This is a genomic window from Phyllobacterium ifriqiyense (assembly GCF_030817885.1).
Classification (GTDB): Bacteria; Pseudomonadota; Alphaproteobacteria; order Rhizobiales; family Rhizobiaceae; genus Phyllobacterium; species Phyllobacterium ifriqiyense.
Window position 1 is genome coordinate 1669097 of record NZ_JAUSZT010000003.1, and the last position, 23456, is coordinate 1692552.

16 protein-coding genes and 1 pseudogene are annotated in these 23456 nt (G+C 52.7%); 12 read left to right on the forward strand and 5 right to left on the reverse strand.

Going from position 1 to position 23456, the window contains the following annotated elements:
* Positions 1-1576: 1576 nt before the first annotated feature.
* From QFZ34_RS15755 to QFZ34_RS15785, 7 genes are all read left to right on the forward strand, one after another.
* A complete protein-coding gene (locus QFZ34_RS15755; protein WP_307282626.1) occupies positions 1577-3412 on the forward strand; it encodes a glycoside hydrolase family 9 protein in 1836 nt (611 codons plus the stop codon).
* Positions 3413-3598: 186 nt separating this feature from the next.
* Positions 3599-5392: an acyl-CoA dehydrogenase C-terminal domain-containing protein gene (locus QFZ34_RS15760; protein WP_115051332.1), complete on the forward strand. Its 1794-nt coding sequence runs from the start codon at positions 3599-3601 to the stop codon at positions 5390-5392.
* 66 nt (positions 5393-5458) lie between these two features.
* Complete coding sequence (locus QFZ34_RS15765) at positions 5459-6631, forward strand: acyl-CoA dehydrogenase family protein (RefSeq protein ID WP_115051331.1); 1173 nt, start codon at positions 5459-5461, stop codon at positions 6629-6631.
* Positions 6632-6658: 27 nt separating this feature from the next.
* On the forward strand, positions 6659-7867 hold the full coding sequence (locus QFZ34_RS15770) for an acetyl-CoA C-acetyltransferase (RefSeq protein WP_307282633.1): 1209 nt from the start codon (positions 6659-6661) through the stop codon (positions 7865-7867).
* Between the two features lie 11 nt (positions 7868-7878).
* A complete protein-coding gene (locus QFZ34_RS15775; RefSeq protein WP_307282637.1) occupies positions 7879-10098 on the forward strand; it encodes a 3-hydroxyacyl-CoA dehydrogenase NAD-binding domain-containing protein in 2220 nt (739 codons plus the stop codon).
* Positions 10099-10266: 168 nt separating this feature from the next.
* Entirely contained in the window at positions 10267-10908 is a 642-nt protein-coding gene (locus QFZ34_RS15780) for a S24 family peptidase (RefSeq protein WP_307282639.1), read from the forward strand.
* A 12-nt stretch (positions 10909-10920) separates the two neighbouring features.
* Positions 10921-11799, forward strand: a complete 879-nt coding sequence (locus QFZ34_RS15785; RefSeq protein WP_307282642.1) for a thermonuclease family protein — start codon at positions 10921-10923, stop codon at positions 11797-11799.
* A gap of 4 nt (positions 11800-11803) precedes the next feature.
* On the opposite strand, the gene QFZ34_RS15790 is transcribed toward QFZ34_RS15785, so the two are convergent.
* The 3 genes from QFZ34_RS15790 to QFZ34_RS15800 all read right to left on the reverse strand — a co-directional run bounded on the left by QFZ34_RS15790 (position 11804) and on the right by QFZ34_RS15800 (position 14833).
* On the reverse strand, positions 11804-12187 hold the full coding sequence (locus QFZ34_RS15790; protein WP_307282645.1) for a VOC family protein: 384 nt from the start codon (positions 12185-12187) through the stop codon (positions 11804-11806).
* A 23-nt stretch (positions 12188-12210) separates the two neighbouring features.
* Positions 12211-13866, reverse strand: a complete 1656-nt coding sequence (locus QFZ34_RS15795; protein ID WP_307282648.1) for a lysine--tRNA ligase — start codon at positions 13864-13866, stop codon at positions 12211-12213.
* 127 nt (positions 13867-13993) lie between these two features.
* The gene (locus tag QFZ34_RS15800) at positions 13994-14833 is read right to left on the reverse strand and encodes a transporter substrate-binding domain-containing protein (protein WP_307282651.1); all 840 of its coding nucleotides are present in this window, start codon (positions 14831-14833) and stop codon (positions 13994-13996) included.
* A gap of 980 nt (positions 14834-15813) precedes the next feature.
* Between QFZ34_RS15800 and QFZ34_RS15805 the strand changes: the two are divergent.
* Positions 15814-16689: pseudogene (locus QFZ34_RS15805) on the forward strand (glycosyltransferase); the annotation flags it as partial.
* A 261-nt stretch (positions 16690-16950) separates the two neighbouring features.
* Here the strand turns inward: QFZ34_RS15805 and ppk2 are convergent.
* Positions 16951-17856: a polyphosphate kinase 2 gene (ppk2, locus tag QFZ34_RS15810; RefSeq protein WP_307282656.1), complete on the reverse strand. Its 906-nt coding sequence runs from the start codon at positions 17854-17856 to the stop codon at positions 16951-16953.
* Positions 17857-17948: 92 nt separating this feature from the next.
* Between ppk2 and phoR the strand changes: the two genes are divergently transcribed.
* Complete coding sequence (gene phoR, locus QFZ34_RS15815; protein WP_115051322.1) at positions 17949-19214, forward strand: phosphate regulon sensor histidine kinase PhoR; 1266 nt, start codon at positions 17949-17951, stop codon at positions 19212-19214.
* Positions 19215-19277: 63 nt separating this feature from the next.
* On the opposite strand, the gene QFZ34_RS15820 is transcribed toward phoR, so the two are convergent.
* Complete coding sequence (locus QFZ34_RS15820; RefSeq protein ID WP_115051321.1) at positions 19278-19799, reverse strand: GcrA family cell cycle regulator; 522 nt, start codon at positions 19797-19799, stop codon at positions 19278-19280.
* Between the two features lie 499 nt (positions 19800-20298).
* On the opposite strand from QFZ34_RS15820, the gene QFZ34_RS15825 reads away from it, so the two are divergent.
* Genes QFZ34_RS15825 through QFZ34_RS15835 form a run of 3 tightly spaced genes read left to right on the forward strand, consistent with a single transcriptional unit; the run spans position 20299 to position 23450 of the window.
* The gene (locus QFZ34_RS15825; protein WP_307282660.1) at positions 20299-21504 is read left to right on the forward strand and encodes an aspartate aminotransferase family protein; all 1206 of its coding nucleotides are present in this window, start codon (positions 20299-20301) and stop codon (positions 21502-21504) included.
* A gap of 10 nt (positions 21505-21514) precedes the next feature.
* Positions 21515-22453 (forward strand): ornithine carbamoyltransferase, encoded by a 939-nt coding sequence (argF, locus tag QFZ34_RS15830; RefSeq protein ID WP_115051319.1) that lies wholly within the window; start codon positions 21515-21517, stop codon positions 22451-22453.
* On the forward strand, positions 22398-23450 hold the full coding sequence (locus tag QFZ34_RS15835; protein ID WP_307282664.1) for an Hsp33 family molecular chaperone: 1053 nt from the start codon (positions 22398-22400) through the stop codon (positions 23448-23450). Before argF ends, QFZ34_RS15835 begins: the two co-directional genes overlap by 56 nt.
* Positions 23451-23456 lie beyond the last annotated feature (6 nt).

Sequence of the window (23456 nt, forward strand, 5' to 3'; positions counted from 1 at the left end):
GACAATGAAATCCCGGTTGGCGGCGATTGATTCCTCAATTGCTTCCAGACGGGGAGGAATGGCGGCCATTTCAGCGTAGTGATCATTGGACTTGGCTAAATGCTCTGCAAGACCCGCAATCTGCAATTCGAGATTATGGATAGCGTCGGAAGTCTTATCATTTTGCGGAGCGCTTTCCCAAATGAAGCGGGCCATATCATCGAAGCGCGATTCAATACTGTCTGACAGTCGGATACCGCTATGCTCGCTCATCTGGTGGTGATCGTCGAGCCGCTGCGTAAGCTCTGCAAATCGCTGATCGATCGTGGCACTGAAGAGGGGATCAATCGCAGACTGCTGCGGCATGACTTCGAGCTTTTCGATGACCTGCAGTACCCGATCTTCAAGATCGCGGAAATCCGAAATGCTGATGGCGGCAGGCGCATTCTGCAAATGACGCGCTACGGCGGCAAGATGTTCGGAAAGCGCATCAATGTTGATAGCGGGGCGCTTGGCCTGTTCGGCGAGATGGTCAACACGCTGTGCCAGTTCGCCCATGCGTTGCAGTATGACATCAGAAGTGCGATCTGGCGTTGTTGCTTGCACGCTGCTTGCCAATGATGCGATGCGCGCTTCCAGGCGTTCAAAAGCATCGGCTTCGGCAAAGCGTGCTGGCGTCTGGTGGGAGGTCGCAACGAGCGCCCGACTTATTTCGTCGAGGCGATCATCGATCTGCTGCATATAGCGGACTGGCATTGAAGCATTGTGTTGAGGTGCATCATTGCGGCCAAGTTTGGCTACTGCCTGCTTCAATTCGTTAAGGTCGCCCCGCAGCATGGAAATCGCTGCCGGATCGTTGTCCAACTGCTTATTGTTAAAATGGTTGGCAGGTGCCGATGACTGCTGCAGCCGATTTAGCGTCGTATTGTGCAGGATCGAATTATTGGATGTTTCAGCATCATCGCGCATTTCCGTACGCAACTGCTTTAATTGCGCGGCTATGGCAGAAAGGTCATGCTTGCCATTTTGCAGCGGGCTTGCAGGCGCAACCTCACGGCGGGATGGTGATGCCAAGCCGGCGCGCGAAGCCAATGCAGCAAAGCGATCAGCAATATCACTGCCGTCCTGCTCGTTTTCCGGCGCTTTGGGCCGCATGGCATTGCGCAACTGGCTTTCGAGTGCTTCGAGCGTGCGATTGAGATTGTCCAGCGACGTGGCATCGCGGCGGGCGCGATTGACATTGACCTGTTCCATCAGTGACCTCTGGTTCGTCATGAACGTCTGCTGCTCAAATTAACTCGCCAGTTGCCTGGCAATTATACTGTGGATGCTCGAAGGAAAGCCGAGGCCGCGTTGCGCGTCGGGGCCAATCCGGAGAGCCGGGGCCCATGCCCCATGCGTTCCGACAAGCCGTGAAAAACAAATCACTTATAGACACGGTTCACCGTCGCGTTGACATTGGCGAAACGTGGTAAACAAGTGGTTAAGACCCCGGTTAAAGCGCTAAAATAACGACTAATTTCGTGGCAGTGATCTGATACAACGCGCGAAAGCTCAGATAACCGATTGCAGTCTGCATCCTGCGGAGAAATATTGAATGATACATCGCTGTTTATTGCTGCTGCTGGTCGCGGTATTTGCCCATATTGCATCAGCGGTCGCCTTTGCAGATGAATTGTCCATTCGCACCAACCAACTTGGCTATTTGCCGGATGGACCAAAGCTGGCGACGATTATATCGCCGTCAGATGCGCCTTTGGAATTTCAGCTTGTGGATGCTGAAAATGTACCGGTGTTGCAGGGCAGGACGAGGCCTATGGGTTTCGACGCGATGGCGGGACTGAAAACCCATCTGGCGGATTTCACGAATTATCGTAAGACAGGCGAAGGCTATCATCTGGTCGTGGGCGAAAGCACGAGCCCGGCTTTTTCCATTGAAGCCAATATCTATGATCGGTTGAGTGTGGATGCGCAATCCTGGTTTTATCTGGCCCGAAGTGGCACAGAAATCAGAAAGGATATTGCCGGATCACTCTATGCGCGCCCCGCAGGACATTTGGGCATTGCACCGAACGTGGGCGACACATCTGTTCCATGTCTTGATCGCGACGCCGCTGCAAAGTTTTATACCGAATTAAAATGGGACTGCAGCTACAAGCTCGACGTGACGGGTGGCTGGTATGATGCAGGTGACCAAGGCAAGTATGTCGTGAATGGTGGTATCGCTGTTTCCCAGCTTATGGACACAGTCGAGCGGGGAAAGCTCTTTGCCAGCAATGCCGAAAAAGTCCTGAGCGACAGGCGGTCACGTTTGCCGGAGCAGGGCAATGGCGTGCCGGACATTCTCGATGAGGCGCGGTGGGAATTGGAATTCATGCTGAAAATGGTGGTTCCGCATGAGGAGCGATTGGCTGGCATGGTTCATCATAAGGTTCACGATACAAGTTGGACCGGTGTGCCCATGCTGCCTCATAATGATCCGCAACCGCGCGCACTTTATGCTCCTTCCACGGCAGCCACTCTGAATCTGGCGGCCGTCGCAGCCCAGGGTTCCCGCGTGTTCAAGAATTACGACGAAACATTTTCAACACGGCTTTTGACCTCGGCAAAACAGGCATGGTCTGCCGCACAAGGCCATCCTGATATTATTGCGCCATCGGCAAATTTCGACGGCGGTGGCGCCTATGGCGATGATGATGTCAGTGACGAATTCTATTGGGCCGCCGCTGAACTTTATCTTGCGACGGGCGATACGATCTATCTTTCCGCAATCAAAAGCTCGCCGCACTGGCGTGGTGACGTCTTCGGCCGGGGCGGGCATGGTGCCTTCGACTGGGCGAATGTTGCCGGGCTTGCTCGTTTGCACCTCGCTCTTTACGGAAGCAAGCTGCTGGGAAGGGAGGACGGGGATGACGCTAGAACCTCTGTAATTGGTGCTGCCGCGGATTTTATTGAACTCCAGAAGAAAGAGCCATTCGGACAAATATATCATCCCGACAATGGCCGATATGATTGGGGGAGCAATCATATCATCCTGCAGAATATGATCGTCGTGTCCGCTGCTTACGATTTGAGCGATAAGCAGGAATATCTCGATAACGTTCGCGAAAGCATGGATTATCTTTTGGGCCGCAATGCCATGAACATTTCTTATATTACAGGATACGGCACGGTTTTTTCAAAGAATCAGCATAGCCGCTGGTTTGCTCACCAAATTGATTCCGACCTGCCAAATCCGCCGCCGGGTTCTCTTGCGGGAGGCGCAAACTCGTCGCTTGTTGATGATATTTCCAAGGAGAAGCTTGCCGGCTGTGCTCCCCAGCGATGCTATCTTGACGATATTGAAGCCTATGGCTCCAACGAGATTACGATCAACTGGAATGCCCCTCTGGTCTACATTGCCAATTTTCTCGACAATACACGCACGAAGTGATCCGTATTTCTGATCTTGCATTGTTCATTTCAAATCATGATGTACATGCTCTGCCGTTTCAAAAAAGCCAGTGCCCGCAAATTTTGACGTTTACGGAAACGTCAAAATTTGCTAAGAAGTACGAAATATTGGCAGCACGGATGCTCTGCGTGCTGTTTTTACTCGTTTTTGTTTTGGAGGAAGCTTATGCCGAGTTACCGCGCGCCCGTTGAAGACACGCTTTTTGTTCTCAATGATGTTCTGGGTTTTGAGCGTTACAATAATCTTGAAGGATTTGCAGATGCGTCGCCGGATATCGTTGACGCAATCCTCGGCGAAGGCGCAAAGCTTGCGGAAAACACCCTGTTCCCGATTAATCAATCAGGCGACCGGGAAGGCTGTGTACGCAATGCCGATGGTTCGGTAACAACGCCGAAAGGCTTCAAACAGGCATTTGATCAGTATCGCGAAGGTGGTTGGGTCGGATTGGCTGTACCCCAGGAGTTCGGTGGGCAGGGCCTGCCATACGCGCTCCATGTGGCGGTTGGTGAATATATGGCTTCTGCCAATATGGCGCTGGTCATGTATCCGGGACTTACGCAAGGGGCTATTGCCGCAATCCTTACGCACGGAACGGATGAGCAAAAGCAAGCCTATCTGCCAAAGATGGTTGACGGCACCTGGACCGGTACCATGAACCTGACAGAACCGCATTGCGGCACTGATCTTGGACTGTTGCGCACAAAAGCTGTTCCAAATGGCGATGGTTCTTACAAGATTTCAGGGCAGAAAATATTCATTTCCGCTGGCGAGCACGATATGGCGGAGAATATTGTCCATCTGGTACTCGCTCGCATTGAAGGCGCGCCAGAGGGCGTAAAGGGCATATCCCTATTCATTGTCCCCAAGTTTAATCTCGACGATAATGGCAATCCGGGAACCCGCAATAGCGTCTCCTGTGGTTCCATCGAAGAGAAAATGGGAATTCACGCCAATTCGACGTGCGTGATGAACTATGATGAAGCCAAGGGCTTCTTGATCGGTGGCGAGAACAAGGGCCTGCGCGCCATGTTCACCATGATGAACGAAGCTCGGCTTGGTGTTGCCTTGCAGGGCCTTTCAATTGGCGAGATCGCTTATCAGAACGCCGCCATTTATGCGCGTGAGCGTATTCAGGGCCGCTCTCTGACAGGTCCAAAAGCGCCGGATAAAAAGGCTGATCCACTTATCGTTCATCCTGATGTGCGCCGCATCCTTATGACGATCAAGTCGTTCAACGAGGCAGGGCGGGCCTTCATTCTCTGGTCTGCATTGAAATCCGATGTTGCACATCGCTCCGCAGACGAAGCGGAAAAGCAGTTGGCCGACGATATTCTCAGCCTGATGACCCCTGTGCTCAAAGGCGTTCTGACGGACAAGGGTTTTGAGCATGCCGTCATGGCACAGCAGGTTTTTGGTGGCCATGGCTATATTGAAGAGCACGGAATGAGCCAATATGTCCGCGATGCACGCATTGCCATGATCTATGAAGGCGCAAGCGGTGTTCAGGCCTTGGATTTGGTCGGACGCAAGCTTGGCGCCAATGGCGGCCGCGCTATCATGGCTTTCTTTAAGGAGGTCGGCGACTTCTGCGAAGAAAATCGTGGTGACGAGAAGCTTGCCTTCTACACCAAGCATTTGAAAAAAGGTCTCAATGACCTGCAGGCAGCGGCCATGTGGCTGATGCAAAATGGCATGGCCAATCCGGACAATGCCGGAGCGGCATCCACCGATTTCATGCATCTCTTTGGCTTGGTGTCGCTGGGCTATATGTGGGCGCAGATGGCCAAGGCGGCAAATGCCAAATTGGCTGATGGCGCAGAAAACAAAGCGTTTTACGAAACCAAGCTGATCACGGGCAAGTATTTCATGGAACGTGTAATGCCTGAGACCTCTGCCCATCTGGCACGTATCCAGACTGGAGCCGATACAATGATGGCGCTTGCGGCAGAAGCATTCTAAGCTGATGCAACGCAGCCACGGGCCGCGGTCGCGCGGCCTGCTTTAACAAATCTCGGGAGGATTGTCATGGGTGTGCGACCAGAAGACGTGTTGGGTGTTCCAAGGCCTGAATGGAAAACTGACGACGTCGTCATGCTGCAGGAAATGGCCGCAAAATTCCTTGAGGCCGAGGTCCTGCCGCATTATGACCGCTTTGAAAAGCAGGAAATTTTTGACCGTTCCGTATGGGAACTGGCAGGCCAAAACGGGCTTCTCTGCGCCTCTATGCCAGAGGAATATGGTGGTTCTGGCGGTACCTACGCCCATGAAAGCGCCATTCTCGAAGCGATCAGCCATGTCGGTGTCGATGGCTTTGGCATTGCCCTGCACAATTCCATCGTAGCACCCTATATCCTGCATTATGGCTCAGAAGAGCAAAAGCAGAGATGGTTGCCAAAAATGGCAACTGGCGAATTGATCGGCGCTATTGCCATGACTGAACCCGGTGCAGGTTCCGATCTGCAAGGCGTTAAGACCAGCGCGAAGAAAGATGGCAATCACTATGTCATCAATGGTTCAAAGACCTTTATTACCAATGGTCAATTGGCAAATCTGGTCATTGTTGTCGCCAAGACTGATCCGGCTCAGGGCGCCAAAGGTACCTCGCTGCTGATTGTTGAGACTGACGGGCAGGAGGGTTTTGAGCGTGGCCGTAACCTCGATAAGGTCGGGTTGAAATCCAATGATACATCCGAGCTGTTCTTCAACGAGGTGCGGGTACCGACATCTAATCTTTTGGGCACCGAAGAAGGACAGGGATTTGTCCAGCTAATGCAGCAATTGCCGCAGGAACGGTTGCAAATTGGCGGTACTGCCATTGCCATGGCGGAACGCGCCATTGCAATTACCAGTGACTATGTGAAGGAGCGTAAAGCCTTCGGCAAGGCTGTGATCGAGTTCCAGAACACCCAGTTCAAGCTGGCGGAATTAAAAACCGAAGCAACGATAGGCCGGGTGTTCTACAATCATTGTGTTGAGCGGCATGTAAATGGCGGGCTTGATCCGGTGACAGCCTCGATGGCCAAATATTGGCTGACAGACCTGCAAAACAAGGTCGTGGATGAGTGCCTCCAGCTACATGGTGGCTACGGCTATATGAATGAATATCCAATCGCCCGCATGTTCCGTGACGCTCGCGTCCAGCGGATTTATGGCGGCACCAACGAAATCATGAAGCTTTTGATCGCCCGCAGCCTTTGAGTCTGCGGTAGCAACAGGGAGTATATTATGGCCGACGCATATATTTACGATCACGTCCGCACACCGCGTGGGAAGGGCAAGAAAGATGGCAGCCTGCATGAGGTTCCTGCCGTTCGCCTTGGTGCGCATGTTCTCGAAGCCTTGCGTGACCGCAATGGGTTGGACACTGGCCTGGTGGACGATATCATTTATGGCTGCGTCGATCCGGTCGGCGAAGCTGGCGCTGTTATCCCTCGCTCTTCCGCTTTTGAAGCCGGGTATGATTTCAAAGCTCCAGGCATGCAGATATCGCGTTTCTGCGCTTCCGGCCTCGATGCAGTAAATTTTGCTGCGGCCAAGATTGTGCAAGGCGCAGATGATATCGTTATCGCTGGCGGCGTTGAATCCATGTCACGCGTCGGAATGGGCATGTCCGGCGGTGCCTGGTATATGGATCCGTCAGTCGGCTTGCCGGGCTATTTTATGCCTCAGGGCGTCTCGGCCGATCTTATCGCCACGAAATATGGTTTCACCCGCGATGATGTCGATGCATACGCTGTCGAGAGTCAGAAGCGTGCGGGCGAAGCCTGGAAGAAGGGTTATTTCAAGAATTCCGTCCTGAACATCAAGGATGTTAACGGTCTGACAATCCTGGACCATGACGAGCATATGCGTCCAACAACAGATATGCAGGCTTTGGCATCGCTCAATCCTTCCTTTGTCATGCCCGGCGAAATGGGCGGTTTTAACGCTGTCGGCATTCAGGCTCATCCGGAAGTTGAAACTATCAATCACGTGCATCATGCCGGTAATTCATCCGGTATTGTTGATGGTGCCGCTGGAGTTCTTCTTGGCTCCAAGAATGCTGGTAAGGCGCTATCGGCCAAACCGCGTGCCCGCATCCGAGCATTTGCCAATATAGGTTCTGATCCGGCTCTGATGTTGACTGGTCCTGTCGATGTGACAGAGAAGCTGTTGAAGCGCGCCAAGATGAAAATCTCGGACATAGATCTGTTTGAGCTCAACGAAGCCTTTGCCGCTGTCGTTCTGCGTTACATGCAGGCATTCGACATTCCGCGTGACAAGATCAACGTCAATGGCGGCGCGATTGCCATGGGCCATCCACTCGGCGCAACAGGCGCTATGATTCTTGGCACGGTTCTCGACGAACTTGAGCGCCGCGATCTGAATATCGCGCTGGTAACCCTATGCATCGGTGCAGGCATGGGCACTGCAACCATCATCGAACGCGTTTGAGGAGAGAGAATATGACTTATACAAACTTCAAATTCGACGTCGATGCAGATGGTATTGCTCTCGTCACATGGGACATGCCCGACAAATCCATGAACGTCTTCACAGAAGAGGTCATGAAGGAACTGGATGCCATCGTCGACAAGGTTGCAGGTGATGCTGCGATCAAGGGCGCTGTGATAACATCCGGCAAAGATACGTTCTCTGGCGGTGCGGATTTGACCATGCTCAAGCGCATGTTCCAGCTCTTTCAGGACGAGAAAGCAAAAGATCCTCAAAAAGCAGTAGAGCTGCTTTTCGAAACGACAGGCAAAATGGGCGGGCTGTTCCGCAAACTCGAAACATCGGGCAAGCCCTGGGTTTCGGCGATCAATGGCACTTGCATGGGCGGTGCTTTTGAAATGTCGCTCGCTTGCCATGGCCGCGTGGTTTCTGACGATCCTTCGGTCAAGATGGCTTTGCCTGAAGTCAAGGTCGGTATTTTCCCCGGTGCCGGCGGAACGCAGCGCGTCCCGCGCCTGACCAATCAGCAAGATGCCTTGCAGATGATGACAACTGGCTCAAGCCTGACTGCATCGCGCGCCAAGGCTATGGGATTGGTGCATGAAATTGCTCCGGCCAAGAAACTGGTCGAAGCTGCCAAGAAGATGATCAAGGATGGCTTGAAGCCGGTGCAGCCTTGGGACGAAAAGGGTTTCAAACTGCCAGGTGGGGCAATCTATTCTGCCGCCGGTGCTAATCTGTGGCCAGCTGCCACGGCTATTTTGCGCCGTGAAACCTATGGCAATTATCCAGGTGCCGCATCGATCCTGAAATCGGTCTATGAAGGTCTGCTCGTCCCCTTCGATACAGCTCTCAAGATCGAACAGCGCTACTTCACGAAAATTTTGCAGACCACTGAAGCAAGCATGATGATCCGCTCGCTGTTCATCTCCCTGCAGGAATTGAACAAGGGCGCGCGCCGTCCTGACGATGTGAAGCCCACGAAATTCAAGAAGGTCGGCGTTGTCGGCGCTGGTTTCATGGGGGCAAGTATTGCCTATGTTACCGCGAAAGCCGGCATTCCTGTCGTTCTTATCGACCAAAGCGTTGAAGCCGCGGAGAAGGGTAAGGCTCACTCTGCTGATCTGATTACCAAGGAAGTACAGAAGGGCAAAGCGACTGCTCAGGATAAAGAGGCGTTGCTCGACCTGATCACCACCTCGTCGGACTATGCCGATCTTGATGGTGCTGACCTTGTTATCGAGGCGGTGTTTGAAGATCGTGAAGTGAAACGGGTCGTGACGGAAAAGGTCGAGGCCGTGCTTAAACCCGGCGCTGTTTTCGCGTCAAACACTTCGACGCTTCCCATTACTGGTCTAGCAAAAGTTTCTGTCCGGCCAAAAAACTTTATCGGCATTCATTTCTTCTCGCCCGTCGACAAGATGATGCTGGTGGAGGTCATTATGGGCAAGAAAACCTCCGAAAAGGCGCTTGCCGTGGCGCTCGATTATGTGCGCGCTATCAAGAAGACGCCCATTGTCGTCAACGATACCCGTGGGTTCTACGTCAATCGCTGCGTCCTGCGGTACATGTCAGAGTCCTACAACATGCTGATTGAGGGCGTTCCTCCAGCAATGATCGAGAATGCGGCTCGCATGGCAGGGATGCCCGTTGGCCCATTGGCTCTCGGCGATGAAACGGCAATCGATCTTGCTCAGAAAATCCTGAAGGCGACGCTTGCTGATCTTGGCCCCAAGGCGGTCGACCCGCGTCACGTAGAGCTGATCAATACGCTGGTTGATAAATATGATCGTCGTGGCCGCAAAAATGGCAAGGGCTTCTACGACTATCCTGCCAAGCCTGCGAAAAAACATTTGTGGCCGGAGTTGAAGACACTCTATCCGCAACAGGATGCCGATAAGATCGACGTTGAAGTGCTTAAACAGCGTTTCCTTGTAACGATCGCTCTGGAAGCGGCACGCGTGATGGAGGAGGGGATCGTTACCGATCCGCGCGAGGCAGATGTTGGCTCCATTTTGGCCTTCGGCTTTGCTCCTTATACGGGTGGAACGCTGTCATATATTGACGGTATCGGCGCAGCGAAGTTCGTTGAGATCGCCAAAGGTCTGCAGCGGAAATATGGAGCGCAATTCAAAGCTCCAAAGCTCTTGCTCGATATGGCTGAAAAGGGCGATACGTTTTACGAGCGCTTCAATCCCTATCCTGCGGCAAAGACAAAGAAAGCCGCCTAGTATCAAGGCGGGGACCGTTTGAACGGTTCCCGCCTTTTCTAGAATAATAGAATAATGGCGGTTTGAATAAGCGGAATAAGAAAGTTTTCCGTAATTTCTCTCGACTTTTGTTAAGATGCCGCTTAAAATCATGTTCAAGGTATTTTTTCCTTTTACTTGGATATGTCCATGTTTTCACATGACCGCATATGGGCGGCCATCGATGCGCTGGCTCAACGTCATTCTCTTTCCGTGTCCGGATTGGCGAAGCGTGCCGGCCTTGACCCAACGACATTCAACAAATCCAAGCGATATGCTGCGGATGGCCGCGCGCGCTGGCCCTCAACCGAGTCACTGGCAAAGATCATGCAAGCAACTGGCGCTTCTCTGGATGAGTTCATGACGCTAGTGCACGGAAAAGCATTCAATGCTGCTGGCGCAGCGATGCGATCCATCCCGCTTCTGGGTTTCGCGCAAGCTGGTGCAGGCGGATTTTTCGACGATGGCGGCTTTCCTGTCGGCCAGGGATGGGATGTGGTGGAATTTCCTATCGGGCCGGACGATGCGGTCTATGCGCTTGAAGTGTCGGGGGACTCAATGCTGCCTCTTTACCGGGATGGCGATACAATCATCGTGGCGCCCGGCGCAGCTATAAGGCGGGGTGACCGTGTGGTTGTTCGAACCAAGGACGGCGAAGTCATGGCAAAAATTCTTTCACGTCAGACGCCTCGGACAATAGAACTACAGTCAATGAATCCCGAGCATACAAACAGGACTTTTGACGCAGCCCATATTGATTGGATTGCGCGTATCCTTTGGGCGAGCCAATAGGAATTCGCACTCATGCGCCAGATACCGCTCTATATCCTGACCAGTCTGGTCGCGCTGGCGCTGGCTTATTCCTTCATTGCACCCTTCCATGGAGCGCTTGAGTCAACCATTGCGTCGGATCAGGAAGTGAGTGCTGCTGTCGAGGATTTTGAGCTGCCGGCCGAAATGCAGAGCGGAGCTTCGCCAGAGCAGGATCAACCAGCCCCACAAGATGAGACTCAATCAACCATTGATCAGCTTCCTCTGCGTCAGGTGGATCCGGATGATGGCACTGCTCCCACGAAGGTGGGACCATTGGAGCGCATAGCTCCCCGCCAGCCTTTAAGCGATATCGGTCAGGCTACGCCTCCTGCTCCACCCCCCGCACCTGTGGCAGTGGACGATACCGCAAAACCGGCCTTGCTTTACCGGCCTGTCGCGACAAGTGCAGGCGACATCGAAGTATCCGGATACAAGATTTCACTTAAGGGGATAAATGCGCCGGCTATTGAAGAAACCTGCAATGCCGATGGCGTTGATTGGCCCTGTGGGATGGCTGCGCGCACTGCCTTGCGCAATTGGCTGCGCTCACGCGCAATCGAGTGCAACGTACCGGGGCAGCCCTCGGATGAACTGATTGCAACTGAATGCAAGCTGGGAAGTATGGATATTGCCGATTGGCTCGTGTCAAATGGCTGGGCGCGTGCCCAAGACGGTACGCCTGCGGTTGAGATGATGAAAAAAGCCCAGGAGCAAAAGCTTGGTATGTTCGGCAGTGCGCCGCCATCCTTACCAACGGACACGGAACTGCCGCTGCCTCAGCCGACAGAAACACCCGAGATCATTGAAAATCCCGTCGCACCCCCGCCACTTACCTCTCCCGACGCTCCGTTTCCGCCCGCCCCACAGTAATGTCTCAAGGCAGGTGGCATACGGCTTCGATATTGTGCCCGTCGGCATCACGAATGAACGCCGCGTAATAGTTTGGATGGTAGTGAAGCCGTAACCCGGGTTGCCCATTGTCACTGCCGCCTGCTGTTAATCCCGCTTTGTGGAAAGCATCGACAATATCGCGGCTGTTCACTCTAAAGGCCACGTGGAGGGGCGGCTTGTTCGGTGTGCCGCTGATCACCCAAAAATCAGGTTTACCATTTTCGCCGAAACCGGCGACGTCGGCATGGCCGGTGATCGAAGCCGGGATTTCGGTAATCAACGTGTATCCGATTGTAGCCAGCGTATTGGCGTAGAACTTTTTACTCTGCTCGAAATCGCTGACGATTATCCCGGTATGGTCAATCATTCACGTCTCCAAATGAACTCCGATCAGAGTAACTCACCAGCCAGCGCTTTAGCAATCAAAGCACGTGTTTCCTCGATACCATATAATGCCACGAATGAACCAAAACGTGGCCCGCGTTCCTGACCGATTAGAACTTCATAGAGCATCTGGAAGAACGATACGGCGACGCCGGGGCCACCCTCCGGGCTTTTCTTGGTGTGATCCTGATAACGCTCTATTGCACGCGCAACATCCAGAATTGCATTCTGTATGGTATTGCCATCGGCACCGGTCGGCAATGTCGACAATTTTTCCGACATTTCTTGCAGCGCGACCCGCTCTACCTCATCGGGCATGCGGAACTTCTTGGTGGGTTTGACGAAATCGTTGAAGTACCGAATGGCGTAGCTCACCAATGCGTCGAGCTCTGGGTTTTTCTCCGGCGTAACACCTGCGGCGTGGCGCGAAATAAATCCCCAAAGAACGCTGCTGCTATCCGCATTGGATGCGCTGACGAGATTGAGCAACAGGGCAAAGGGCACAGGCATTTCCACGGTTGGCGGATTACCGCTGTGCAGGTGCCAAACCGGATTATTCAGCCGGTCTTTCCATGATTGCCGCTCATAGGCCGAAAGATACGTGAAATACTCGTCTACAGCCTTGGGAATAACATCAAAATACAAGCGCTTTGCGGTGCGCGGCTTCTGGAACATGTACAGCCCCAGACTTTCAGTCGGAGCATAGGACAGCCACTCATCGATGCTGAGGCCATTTCCCTTGGACTTGGAAATCTTCTGCCCGATATCATCGAGGAACAATTCGTAGACGAAGTGCTCGGGCGCGCGTCCGCCCAGTATCTCGCAAATACGATCATAGATAATCGCATTTGTTTGATGATCCTTGCCGAACATCTCAAAATCAACACCAAGGGCTGCCCAACGCATGCCGAAATCCGGCTTCCATTGCAGCTTGACGTTGCCCCCCGTTACGGAAAGGGTCGTTTCCTCACCATTTTCATCGTCAAAGGTTATCGTGCCGTTCTTCGCGTCGACCTTCTTCATCGGCACATAGAGAACCCGCCCGCTTGTTGGCGAAATTGGCAGGAATGGGCTGTAAGTTGCCTGACGCTCTTCACCAAGTGTCGGCAACATGACCTTCATTATGTCATCATAGCGTTCGACGGCGCGCAGCAAGACCTCATCAAAGCGGCCATCCTTGTAATATTCAGTTGCGCTGGCAAATTCGTAATCGAAGCCGAACGTATCGAGAAACCGGCACAGCATGACGTTGTTATGGTCAGCGAAGCTCTTATAGTCACCGCCATAGGGATTAGGGACCGATGACAGCGGCTTATGCAGGTGAGGTTGCAGCATTGACGGGTCCGGCACATTGTCCGGTATCTTGCGCATACCATCCATATCGTCGGAGAAGCACAAAAGTTTCGTTTTCACGGTGTCATTGGTCAAAACCCGGAAGGCATGCCGCACCATAGTAGTGCGAGCAACTTCACCGAATGTGCCGATATGCGGCAAGCCGGAAGGGCCGTAACCAGTTTCGAAAAGAACCGTCTCTGGATATCCGGTCTTCTGGTAGCGTTTGACAATCTTCTGCGCCTCTTCGAAGGGCCAAGCTTTGGCCTCTGCTGCCGCCGCGATCAATTCGGGGGTCAGTTCGATATGGGTGTTTGGGCGCGAAGTCATTCGTTTATCCTGTATTGCTGCTATATTGTGGAGCGGGCGGACACTATGGCGGCAGATATCCCGCGTCAATCGCATGTGTCCCTGCAGCGCCCGGTCAGAATTGATTTTTTACGCTTATAGGGTGCCGTTAATAAAAATCGACGGGGAAATACCGCAAATACAGCTCCGATATCGTACCCTTTGCTTCCATTGACTTCAGGGCAAAATTGAAGCCTTCGGCAAGGTCATTGTTTTGAAGCGTTGTAGCAATCATCAATCCGTCGCCGAGAAATTGCGGGGCGGTATAGGGGCGTCCTGCAAAGACACAGCAGTTTGCAGCATCGGTGCTGCCGATCCAGAATGACAAATCTGAACCATCACCAAATACGGCATCAATCTTTTTTGCTTTAAGATCCTTGAGCATAAGATCGCGTGTGGGATAGCCAATCCAATGAGCTTTTGGAAAGTAATCTGCGAATATCGCCTGATGCACGGAGTCTGAAATCACGCCGACATTCTTGCTTTCCAATACTTTGTCGATTGGGTCGCTCAATTGATTGTCTCTTAATGTCACAAAGCGCGCCACCAAGCGTATATATGGTGCCGTAAAGGCATATTTTTGCCTAAGCGCAGCCGTAGGTCTTAGTCCGGCAAGTATGGCTTCCGCCTCACCGCTCTCCAGAGCTGTCTGCAGTTCGTTCCATGGCCGCGCTTCTATTTGACAGATCGCTGTAACATCAAGCTCGGCGCATATCGCCCGCGCCAGATCAATATTGAAACCCGATATGCGGCCGGTATTGTCAATGAAATTAAATGGCGGGTAGTCGACGGTTGTAACAAAACGGATGCGCTTGACCGCCGTCAGATCAGGTTTGGACACCCGCTCGCGTCCGTCCCAATAGTGGGGAAAATCCCCGGCATAAGCCGTCTGCGCTATCATTAGCAGAAGAAGCCCCAACACAAAGGTGACGATAGATCGAAAATACATGAGGTCTCGGAACGCACTGATTTGCACAGAGGCTAGCGCATAAGGCGGAAAACCGAAACCGCTATTTGAACGCATAGGTTTATATAATTGCGCGGGCTGCACGCAGCAGTGTTGTATATAGACTAAAATACTATTGACCCGCGTATATATTGAACAATTATAGTGATTTATTGTATAATTGCTTTATAAAAAGCAATAATTACTTATAATTGTAGGTATATTCCGATGCAACCAAAAGACGATTATTCTCGTATCTATGTGTGGGCACGGAATGAGCCTTTTGCGATATTGAGTTTGCGATGACGGAGCGCCGTCTGGAGCCATCCATTGCAGCACGGCTTTGTTATGCGGGCCTGCCAAAAACCGCCTTGGTAGAGGCATTCACGCGGTATCGTCAAAACGGCACGTCATTTATCGAGGAACTTTACGCGGTAAATGGCATAGACCATTTGCTGCTCACGCAATGTCTCGCAGAGGAAGCAGGTCTGGTCTTTGAGAACATAGACGATGATCTTCATATTATCTCACCAAGCGGCGCGGAATTTGTGGATGTGCGCCACAGGCGGCATATCGTGGGAGTCACTGCGGACTTTACGCTGAAGATTTATACCGCACCCACGCTCTCAACCATTGCCCGGATCAAGCAGGGTCTTGTCGATAGAAGTGTTGAGGGTCCTCCCGTCAACATAATTTCCCCAGCACGCCTGACGCAGTTTTTTCTGGCAAAGCATTCGGATCATCTAGCACGCAACGCTGTTAATATGCTTGAGAATGGTCCAAGACATTCGGCTCGCACCGTGGCCGACGGTCAGCAAGGCGTTATTATCGGAATGATAATTACTGTTTGCCTGTTCCTCGCAATGCTCGCTCCGAACTCGCTTTGGCAGGCATTTCACGCTCTTTTCTCTCTGCTGTTTATGGGCTGTATTCTTTTGCGGTTTCTGGCGGGCCGCCATGCCTCCAATCAAACCGTGCAACTCATGAAGAGTACGAGCGGCAGCTTACCAAAATACACCGTTATGGTGGCGCTGTATAAGGAAGCTGAGGTGGTTCCTCAGCTTGTAGAAGCGATGAAGCAGCTTGATTGGCCGCGCTCGCGTCTTGAAGTTCTGTTCCTTTGCGAAACGGACGATTATCACACCCGCGGGGCCTTCGAAAAAGAAATGCTACCCGCCAGTTTCAAAATTATCTGCGTGCCTTGCACAGGCCCACGAACCAAACCGAAAGCGCTTAATTATGGCCTGCAATTGGCGGAGGGCGATTACGTCGTTATCTATGATGCGGAGGATCGCCCGCATCCCGGTCAGTTGCGCGAGGCTTGGCAAAGATTTTCAGAAAGCACCGACGGGAAGCTGGCGTGTCTTCAGGCCCCGCTCGTCATTACCAATGAAAGGGACAGCTGGATCGCACGGCAATTTGCATTTGAATATGCAGCGCATTTCAGAGGGCTCTTGCCTTGGCTGGCCGATGGTCGATTTGTGGTTCCGCTCGGCGGCACATCCAACCATTTTCGTCGTGAGTGTCTGGTGGAGGTTGGAGGCTGGGATCCCTTCAATGTCACCGAAGATGCAGAGTTGGGTTCAAGGTTTGCGCGTCATGGATATCGCATCGAAATGCTCACTCTGCCCACAGCAGAGGATGCACCAATCGAAGTTGGAATATGGCTGAAACAGAGAACGCGATGGTTGAAAGGTTGGATGCAAACATGGCTGGTTGAGATGCGGCAACCCAGGGAAATGCTCCAGCAGACCGGATTAAAGCGCTTTCTGGTTTACCATGTCCTGACGGCAGGCGTTTTGGGTTCTGCGCTGCTCTTTCCCTTCATGGTGCTTTTCGTCAGCTACATGCTGCTTATGATCACGCTTGTTAAGAGTACCGGTTTTGCGGGTCCCATCCTCATTTTTGATTTGATGAATATTGTTTCGGGTTTCCTCTCATTTCATTCCCTCGGCCGGGCGGCTCTGAAAAAGAGAAAATGTCGGGTTGGATATTACCGGGCTTGCCAATCTATTGGGCGCTCATATCTTTGGCGGCGTGGCGCGCGCTTTGGCAATTATATGTCGCGCCTTTTCTTTGGGAAAAGACGCCGCATCGTCCCGTCCACTCGGCAATTTCTTTCAAATAAAATCTGGACCGTTTCCGATGATCAGGGAATCTTCATTGCCGATTACCGCCAGGTCACGATCCGCATAGGGCAGGCTCAACAAAATTCGCCGTATGACGGCAACTCGCGCACGACGTTTATCGTTTGATCGGACGATCGTCCAAGGTGCATATGCCGTATGGGTTCGCGCCAGCATGCTATCGCGTGCTTTGGTATAATCATCCCATTTTTCGGCACCGGCAATGTCGATAGGCGAAAACTTCCAGTTTTTCAGTGGACTGTGTCGGCGATCATGAAAACGTTTCAGCTGCATCGTCTGGCCAATGTCCAGCCAAAATTTGAAGAAGTGGATACCATCCGCAACGATCATGCGTTCGAAGCCGGGCGTCTCCTCCAGAAAAGACTCGTGCTGCTCGGGCGTGCAAAACCCCATAACAGGCTCTACACCGCCACGATTATACCAGGAGCGGTCGAAGGTCACGAACTCACCTGCACTTGGGAAATGCGAAACATAGCGCTGGTAATACCATTGTGTTCGCTCGGTTTCACTTGGCTTGGGCAATGCGACATTACGTGCAGAACGCGGATTCATGTATTGGCGCAAGTTGAATATTGTGCCGCCTTTGCCAGCTGCATCTCTTCCCTCGAACACCGAAATCAAGCGGCCGCCTGTCTTCTGAAGCCAGCTTTGCATCTTTACAAGCTCGATCTGGAGCTTCTCCAGTGTCTCCGCATACTCATCGCTGGGCATTTTTTCGGTGTAAGGAAAGCCTCCCGATGTCAGGTCTCCATCATCAATCCAGTCTGGCAATGTTGGATTGTTGATATCAAACTTACGCTTCTTGCCATCAATCTTCAGCTTGAGGGTCGCGATCTCGGGTTTGGATGATGTTGATTTCTTTTTTGAATCTTTGCCCAATGCGAGGTCCTCAATTGACATAAATCCATGTTATTGGGACAGCAGTGTGGCGTCTAGTGGTTAAAAACACTGACTGATCGGGAGGTTAGTGGATGAGTATCTGGGGGCAGGATGGTAGCGGGCTAAGGCGCCGGGCATTGGAGCGCATTATCCGTTCGCGTTTCATACTTGCCGCCGCCGCTTTCATTACCGCCTTGATACTTGGAGTAAGTGAATCCTGGTGGCTAAGTTTTGCCGTTCTGATGATCGTTCTTGTGAGCGTCGTGGTGGTATCCGCAGCATTGCCGAGGACGGAAAAACCCGTAACAGCGGATCCCGGCGATCCGGCGATATTCCACTTGTCGGGCCAGCAATTGGCGGCGCAATTACCGGACCCGTTGATAATTTTTGATCATGAGGGCACTATTCTTTACGTCAACCCGGCGGCGAGCGGCGCATTTCGCTCGGTGGAGCGCGGCGGGGTTCTCATGTTGCATTTCCGCGCGCCGGAAATGCAGTCGCTGGTTCATTCGGTCATGGCGGATGGCGTAGCACGTTCGGTGGATTATTTTGAGCGGGTGCCGGTCGAGCGCTGGTACAGCGCGACGGTTCTTTTGCTGGATCAAGCGCGAGCGGGTGATCGGCAATATCTTCTATCCTTCCGCGACCAGACAGAAGCCCGTCGGCTTGAGCGCATGCGATCAGATTTTATCGCCAATGCCAGCCATGAGCTGCGCACGCCGCTTGCCTCGCTCTCAGGCTTCATTGAGACATTGAGAGGCCCGGCACGTAAAGACGAAGCGGCTCGCGATAATTTCCTGGAAATCATGCAAAAACAGGCCGAACGCATGGCTCGGCTGATAGACGATCTTCTGTCGCTGTCGCGCATCGAAATGAAGGCGCATATTGCTGTGAAAGATCAGGTTGATCTGGCCGCTATTCTTAATCACGTTGCCGATTCACTTCGTCCCGTTGCCTCCGATTTGGGTATTACTATCGAGCGGGATATCGATCCGGGGCCAGTCAACGTGCTTGGGGATCGTGACGAGCTCACGCAGGTGTTTCAAAATCTGCTGGAAAACGCCTGCAAATATGGACAATCCGGAAAACGTGTCATTCTGGAGCTCAAGCAGACGGGCGATATGACCAAGGTGACCGTGCAGGATTTCGGGCCGGGGATACCCGATGAACATATTCCGCGCCTCACCGAGCGATTTTACCGGATCGATGTGGAAACAAGCCGGGCGCAAAAAGGCACTGGTCTGGGACTTGCCATTGTAAAACACATTCTGACGCGGCATCGCGCGCGACTGATAATTCGCTCGCAGGTCGGAGAAGGCTCATCCTTCACGGTAGTTTTCGGTCCGCAAAAAGTGTAGCCGCCGACCTACAAAAAAGGCGCCAATTGGCGCCTTTTTTGTAGAACTCTGATAGCGGCTCAATTAGCGACGGCGACGATCCGAAGCTGGCTGATAGGCCAGACGCGAGTGGTATGTGCAATAAGGCCCGCCTTCGCCCACATCATTGCCGCAGAAATTGAAGCCGGGCAGCAATGGATCGCCAACCGGCCACTTGCAGGTGCGTTCGCTCAGCTCGACCAATTCGAGCTTGCGAGAGATCGGCACCACAACATCGGTAACCGTCCGCGTAACCATGGGCACGAGATCGGTGCTGTATTCCGCCTGCAATGCGGTCGCTCCAACGCTGCGATTTACAACGCGGCTCGACATGTGACCGACGGTTGCACTGCTGCTGCGCTGGCTGCTGGATGCTGCGGTATTGACCTTCTTGCTGCGGGTCTGCGACGAGGTTGTCTTGCCGCGTCCGGACAGCTTTAGCCGGTGCACTTTGCCTATGACGGCATTGCGGCTGACGCCGCCCAGTTGTGCTGCGATCTGGCTTGCACTCAGGCCTTCGGCCCAAAGTTTCTTCAGCTGCTCTACGCGCTCATCTGTCCAGTTCATTGTTCCCTAGCTCCATATGGGGCTTTGTTTTGTACGGCTTGCGGACTGAATCCTTCCTCGCATCTGGATTGCTCCAGATTGTATCAATACTATATCTATTCAGATGACGAGGACGCCGTACGAAATCTAGCTATTTCGTTTCCCAAGCTACAATATGCGATGACTCCGTGACAAGAGTCAGGCTTGGGTTGCAGGGGTGCTTTTTTTGGTTTTCCCCAACTTGCGCGTTAAACTGTTGCAAAAATGACGTTTTACGGCTTTGTCGACAAACCAAATAATACCGGGCCGTTGAGCCCGCCGGTTGCAGTCAAAATACAGCAATATTTGTGATGTAAGTCTTTTGAACTGTTTATTTGACAATTGGAAACTGAATGATGATATTGCTTTGGTGTGGCCGCCCCCAAAAATGGCATTGTGGGGCGGCTTTTTGATTTAATCATTGCCGATTTCCTTTAAGGGTCAGCAGTACGAAAAATAGGGTTATGGAGGCCCGGAAAAAATGACGGACGCAAACGCGCAACCGCTATACGACACTTTTGCTCGTGCGGATCTGCGCTTTGAGCGAGGAAACGGTGTATGGCTGACGACCGAGAGTGGCGAAAACTATCTTGATTTTGCTGCCGGTATCGCCGTGAACCTGCTTGGTCATTCGCATCCGCATCTGGTCGAAGCTCTGAAGGTCCAGGCCGAAAAGCTTTGGCATTTGTCGAACCTCTATGAAATTCCCGGCCAAACCCGGCTGGGACAGCGCCTTGTCGACAATACATTTGCCGATAAAGTGTTCTTTGCGAACTCCGGTGCCGAAGCGCTTGAATGCGCCATCAAGACCGCACGCCGCTATCATTATGTAAATGGCAATCCGGAACGCTTCCACATCATCACTTTCGAGGGTGCTTTCCATGGCCGGACGCTTGCGACAATCGCCGCAGGTGGACAGGCGAAGTATCTCGAAGGATTTGGTCCCAAGGTTGAAGGTTTCGACCAGGTGCCTTTTGGTGACGAGAAGGCTTTGAAAGCCGTAATTGGTCCTCAGACCGCAGCTATTCTGATCGAGCCGATCCAGGGCGAGGGCGGCGTTCGCCCGGTTCCCGATGCGGATCTGCGAGCCCTGCGCAAGCTTTGCGACGACGAGGGTATTTTGCTCATCCTGGACGAAGTGCAGTCAGGAATGGGTCGTACCGGCAAGCTTTTTGCCCACGAATGGTCAGGCATCAAGCCTGATATCATGGCTGTGGCCAAAGGTATTGGAGGCGGTTTTCCGCTGGGTGCATGTCTTGCAACAGCTGAAGCTGCAAAGGGCATGACCGCTGGCGTGCATGGCACTACCTATGGTGGCAATCCCTTGGCAATGGCCGTTGGCAATGCCGTGCTCGATATCGTTCTTGCGGACGGCTTCCTTGATCACGTGCAACAAATGGCTTTGCTGATAAAGCAGGGACTGGCTTCTATTTCCGATCGCTATCCGGATGTTATTTCCGAAGTCCGGGGGCGTGGCCTTCTTGTTGGTCTTAAAGCGGTTGTTCCGAACACGACGCTGGTACAGGCGCTGCGCGATGAACATCTTTTGACTGTGGGTGCCGGCGACAATGTTATTCGTCTTCTGCCACCATTGATTGTAAGCGAAGAAGAAATGCGCGAAGCATTGTCGAAAATCGAAGCTGCGGCAGCACGTCTTGCTCCTGCATCCAGACAGAAGATCGCGTGAGGGTAATCCAATGACAATCAAGCAGGATCTCCGTCACTTTACGGATCTTTCGGCGCTTTCATCAGGCGATCTTAGGCTTATTCTTGACGATGCGCGCGCGCGCAAGACGCGCTTGAAATCCGGCAATATTGAAAAGCCATTCGCCGGTAAGGTGTTGGCGATGATTTTCGACAAGCCATCGACCCGTACTCGCGTGTCTTTCGATGTTGGCATGCGTCAGCTCGGTGGTGAAACACTTATGCTGACCGGCTCGGAAATGCAGCTGGGGCGTAGCGAAACCATTGCCGACACCGCCAAGGTTTTGTCGCGTTATGTCGATATTATCATGATGCGTACGACAACCCATGAACGGCTCATCGAGATGGCGGAAAATGCCACTGTGCCGGTTATCAACGCGCTGACCGATGATACACACCCTTGTCAGATCATGGCTGATATCATGACGTTTGAAGAGCATCGCGGCCCCGTCAAGGGCAAGACGTTTGCCTGGACAGGCGATGGCAACAATGTTCTGCATTCATTGGTCGAAGCGGCAGCGCGATTTGACTTCAATCTGAATATTGCAACGCCCGACGGCAGTGAGCCGGAGCGGAAATATCTCGATTGGGCGCGTAATGCCGGGGGCAAGATCAAGCTTACCACCGATCCTGTTGCTGCTGTTGAAGGTGTGGATTGTATTGTCACCGATACCTGGGTTTCCATGGGGCAGGAAAACCGCGCCCGTGGTCACAATGTATTCATGCCCTATCAGGTCAATGATGCGTTGATGAAGCATGCAAACCCTGATGCATTGTTCATGCATTGTCTGCCCGCGCACCGGGGCGAGGAAGTTACGGATTCTGTTATTGACGGACCGCACTCGGTGGTTTTCGATGAGGCTGAAAACCGGTTGCATGCGCAAAAGGCCATTCTCGCATGGTGTCTTGAAGGAGGGCGCCCTGGTGTCTGAATCATCAAGCTTTCCCGATGAATATGTATTTGCAGGCGATGACGCTGTAGTCCCGTTTCAGGTTCAGGGTCTGGATGCCCGCGGTCGAGCGGTCCAGCTTGGGCCTGCGCTGCATGATATATTGAGCCGCCACGATTATCCGGAGCCTGTTGCGCAACTCCTGGCTGAGGCGATTGTTCTGACTGTCCTGCTCGGCACTTCATTGAAATTTGAAGGCAAGTTCATTTTTCAATCGCAGTCAGACGGTCCCGTCGACATGCTGGTTGTTGATTTCCGCACCCCGAATTCTGTGCGTGCCTATGCACGCTATGATGAAGAACGTCTTGCTGATGCGATTGAAGCGGACGAGCTTTCCCAGGTCGAACTCATGGGCAGCGGCACGCTGGCATTGACCGTGGATCAGGGTGAGTATTCGCAGCGATATCAGGGCATTGTCGCGCTTGACGGTTCCAATCTTGAAGAAATCGCGAAAACCTACTTTCGTCAGTCGGAGCAGATTCCTACCGATTTGCGGTTGTCGGTCGCCAAGTTGATCGAGCGCGGAGAAGATGGCAAGCCTGTTGAGCAATGGCGTGCTGGCGGCTTGATTGTCCAATTCCTTCCCGAGTCTGAGTTGCGCATGCGGCAGCGTGATCTGCCTGCTGGCGATGCTCCGAATGGCGATTCTGAAGATGATGCCGAACTCTTCGAGGATGATGATTGGGCGGAAGTAAAGGCGCTGGTTTCCACGATCGAAAGCTCAGAGCTTACTGATCCGCAGGTGGGCGCAGAGCGATTGCTCTATCGCCTTTTCCACGAACGGGGCGTCCGGGTTTTCGACGCGGTTCCGGTCAATGATGATTGTTCCTGCTCTCGCGAGAAGATTGCCGGGGTTCTTTCAGGTTTCACCGCTGAAGAAATCAATGACAGTATCGAGGAAGGCAAAATCAGCGTTACCTGCGAATTTTGCTCGACACAATATGATTTCGATCCGGCAGAATTTCTGCCAAAAAACTAGGAATTC